Origin of the sequence: Paucibacter sp. PLA-PC-4 (assembly GCF_026241155.1) — a bacterium.
Classification (GTDB): domain Bacteria; phylum Pseudomonadota; class Gammaproteobacteria; order Burkholderiales; family Burkholderiaceae_C; genus Roseateles_E.
The window spans coordinates 1-3314 of the sequence record NZ_JAPFGP010000043.1 but is presented as its reverse complement, the minus strand read 5'-3'; the positions used below and the strand labels follow the sequence as shown (position 1 = coordinate 3314).

The window sequence follows — 3314 nt, the reverse complement described above, 5'->3', positions numbered from 1 at the left end:
ATATAGGGCGCGAAGTCCTGGATCTTGTTGACGTCGTGCAGGGTCTTCTCGACCACCGTGTAGCCGCCGGCTGCGGCGTTGTCCACGATGGCCTTCTCCATGTCCTGGCCCCAGGAGTAGTTCTGGTTGATCGAGTAGACCTTGGCGCCCAGCGCCTTGGCCTGCTTCATGCCCTGCACCAGCACCTTGGTGCGCACCTGGGCGTTGCCGGTGAGGCGGAAATGGTGGAAGTTGCACTTCTCGCCGGTCAGCTCCAGCGCCTCGGCGCCGATGTTGATGAAGACCAGCTCCTTGCCCGGGTTGCGCAGGTTGTGCTTGCGCACGTCCTCGGTGATCTGGCCGGCAATGGCCGAGGAGGCGCCCTGCACGACGATCTGCACGCCGTTCGCGATCGCGGCCTTGAGCTTGTCAGAAGCGCCGGCCGGGCCGCCCTGGTTGTCGTACTCGACCAGCTGCACCGGCTCGCCGTTCCAGCCGCCGGCGGCGTTCATCTTGTCGATGGCGTAGCGCACGCCGGCGCGGAAGGTTTGGCCGGTGGAGGCCTGCGGGCCCGAGAGGGTCTCCAGCAGGCCGATCTTGACCGGCGCGGCCTGGGCGGCGGTGGCGATCAGCAGGGCCGCGGGCAGGGCAGCGAGGCGATGGGATGCAGTCATGGCTTGTCTCCGGTTGTTGGTATGGGGTCAGAGGTACTCGACGTTGCCGTCCACGCTGATGACCTGTCCGGTCACGTTGCGCGCCGCCGGCGAGCACAGGAACATCGCGGTCGCGGCCACGTCATCGGCCGTGACCATGCGGCGCAGGGAAATCTTGTCGAGGTACTGCTGGCGCATCGCGTCGACGCCGATGCCCAGCGCCGCCGCGCGGGCCGCGATCACGCCGTCCATGCGCTCGCCCTCGACCACGCCGGGCAGGATGGCGTTGACGCGCACGCCCTGCGGGCCGAGCTCGATGGCCAGCGACTTGGTCAGGCCGACCACGGCCCATTTGGTCACGGCATAGGGCGTGCGGAAGGCGTAGCCCAGACGCCCGGCGACCGAGCCCATCGAGATCAGGCAGGGGTTGCGGCCAGAGGCCTTGAGCAGCGGCACGGCGCGGCGCGCGAAATAGAACTGGCTGTTGAGGTTGACCGAGACGGTGCGCTCCCAGCCGCTGGTATCGAGGTCCTCGATGGCACCGGTGGGGCCGGCTATGCCGACGTTGTTGATCAGCACGTCCAGGCCGCCGAGGTGGCTCTGCACATCGTCGAAGACGGTGTCGGCATCGGCCGCGACCGAGGCGTCGGCCATGCTGCCGGTGATGCCGGGCGTGGCGGCGACCAGGCGGTCGAGGGCGCTGCGGTCGACGTCGCAGATGTGGACGCGCGCGCCGGCTCCATGGAAGGCGCGGGCGATGGCCGCGCCGATGCCGTTGGCGCCGGCGGTGACTAGCACGCGCAGGTCCGGCTGGGGGCGGAGGGTGTCGTGAAGAGGCATGGCACTGGGCGAGAAAACGTGCCGCCAGTCTGCGCACTCGCCCCGGCCGGCCCTATGTGGCCGGTGCACACAAAACCCGCGCTTCTACTGTGATCGGGCCACGGTGCGGCGCACGGCTTCAGCGCCGGAGCAGGCCGCGGCGGCCGCCCGGTCCCGCCATGACGGGCTTGTGTGCGCGGATCACACAAGAACATGGCTGGATATGTCATCTGATACCACTCGACGGGGCGGGCCGGTGCGGGGGGGTCTGCTAACCTCGGGTCGACATCCAGACCCCGAAGCGTTTCATGGAGACTGCCGAACAGATGGCCGGCGAGTTGGTCGCCCTGCTGCATCAAGGCGCCTCGGCCGAGGAATTCGCCCTGCGCCTGGCGGCCGCCGACGGCCTGCCCGAATCGCCCGCCAAGGCCTCGCTGGTCGAGCAGGTGCGCATGGCCATGGCGGTGCGCAACCGGCTGGAGCTGCTGCAGCAGCGCGAGCAGGGCCTGCTGGCGGTGGTCGAATCGGCCCAGGATCTGTCCAGCCGGCTGGAACTGGACGGGCTGCTGCGCACCATCGTGCGGCGCGCCCGCACCCTGCTGGGCGCCGACCTGGCCTGGCTGTCCATCCTCGACGCCGAGCAGGGCCTGTTCCGGGTCGTGGTCGCCGAGGGTTCGCTGGCGCCCAGCACCACCGCGATGGTGGTGAACCGGGACCGCGGCGTGGTGAGCATCGTGATGTCGACCCGCCAGCCCTTCACGACGCCCGACTACCTGAACGACAAGCGCTTCAACCACGACGCCGGGCTGGACGGCACCTTCCGCGACGAGGGCATCACCGCACTGGCCGGCGTGCCGCTGATCTGGGAGGACGAGGTCATCGGCCTGCTTTTCGTGGCGGACCGCTACCCGCGAATGCACACGGCGCACAACCTGGCCATCCTCAGCACCCTGGCCACGCATGGCGCGGTGGCGCTGAAGAACGCGCGCGACTTCGGCCGGGTCAGCGCCGCGCTGCGTCAGGCCGACGAGGCGCGCGCCGCGCTGGAGCACCATGCGCGCGACGTGCAGGCCGCCGCCGATGCTCACGAGGAAATGACCTCGCTGCTGGCGCGCGGCGCCTCGCTGGCCACGCTGTGCCAGTCCGTGGCCCAGCGCCTGGGCGGCAGCGTGCTGGTGCTGGACGAGGCCGCCCAGGTGCTGAGCCGCGGCGCGGCGGCCGGCTACGGCGGCGCCGGCGCGGCCGCCTATGCGCCGCATGGCGAGCGCAGTGCCGAGCTGGCCCGGGCGCTGAGCCGGGCGCGCCAGATCGGCCGCTCGGTGCCCGCGTACGAGGCCGGCGGCGAATGCTGCCGCGTGATGCCGGTGATCGGCGGCGACGGCATGCTGGGCGCGCTGGCCCTGTTCCATGCCGGCACGCTGTCGGAGCTGGCGGTACGCACCTTCGAGCGCAGCTCCAGCGTGATCGGCATCGTGCTGCTCTCGCAGGAGCGGCGCGAGGCCGCGCAGAGCCGCGACACGGCGGCTCTGCTGCGCGCCCTGCTGTCGCCGCGCCAGGACGAGCCCGGCGAGCTGGCCGACCGCGCGGAGCGCTTCGGCCTGGACCTGGGCCAGCCGCTGTCCCTGATGCTGCTCGAGCTGGACGCGCCGGGCAGCGCCTATGCCGCGCGCCGGCTGCGCCAGATGGCCGCGCTGGAGCGCTGCCTGGTCGAGGACATCGACGGTCTGCTTGTCGCGCTGTGCGCCACGCCGCGCGCGGAGGATATGCGCCTGGTGGTGGCCGGCTGGGCGCGCCGCGAGGCCGGTGGCGGCCATCGCGGCGTGCTGTCGCGCCCGATGAGCAGCCCGATCGCCCTGCCGGGGG

Annotated in this window: 3 protein-coding genes; 1 reads left to right on the top strand and 2 read right to left on the bottom strand. The window is 71.3% G+C overall.

What is annotated here, in order from left to right:
- Positions 1-653, bottom strand: a 653-nt coding sequence (locus OOZ63_RS28710) for an ABC transporter substrate-binding protein (protein WP_266009278.1), incomplete at its 3' end; no start/stop codon positions are given.
- A gap of 27 nt (positions 654-680) precedes the next feature.
- Complete coding sequence (locus tag OOZ63_RS28705) at positions 681-1472, bottom strand: SDR family oxidoreductase (protein ID WP_266009276.1); 792 nt, start codon at positions 1470-1472, stop codon at positions 681-683.
- Positions 1473-1759: 287 nt separating this feature from the next.
- Here OOZ63_RS28705 and OOZ63_RS28700 point away from each other — a divergent pair.
- Positions 1760-3314: GAF domain-containing protein (locus OOZ63_RS28700; protein WP_266009274.1), on the top strand; the 1555-nt coding region annotated here is incomplete at its 3' end.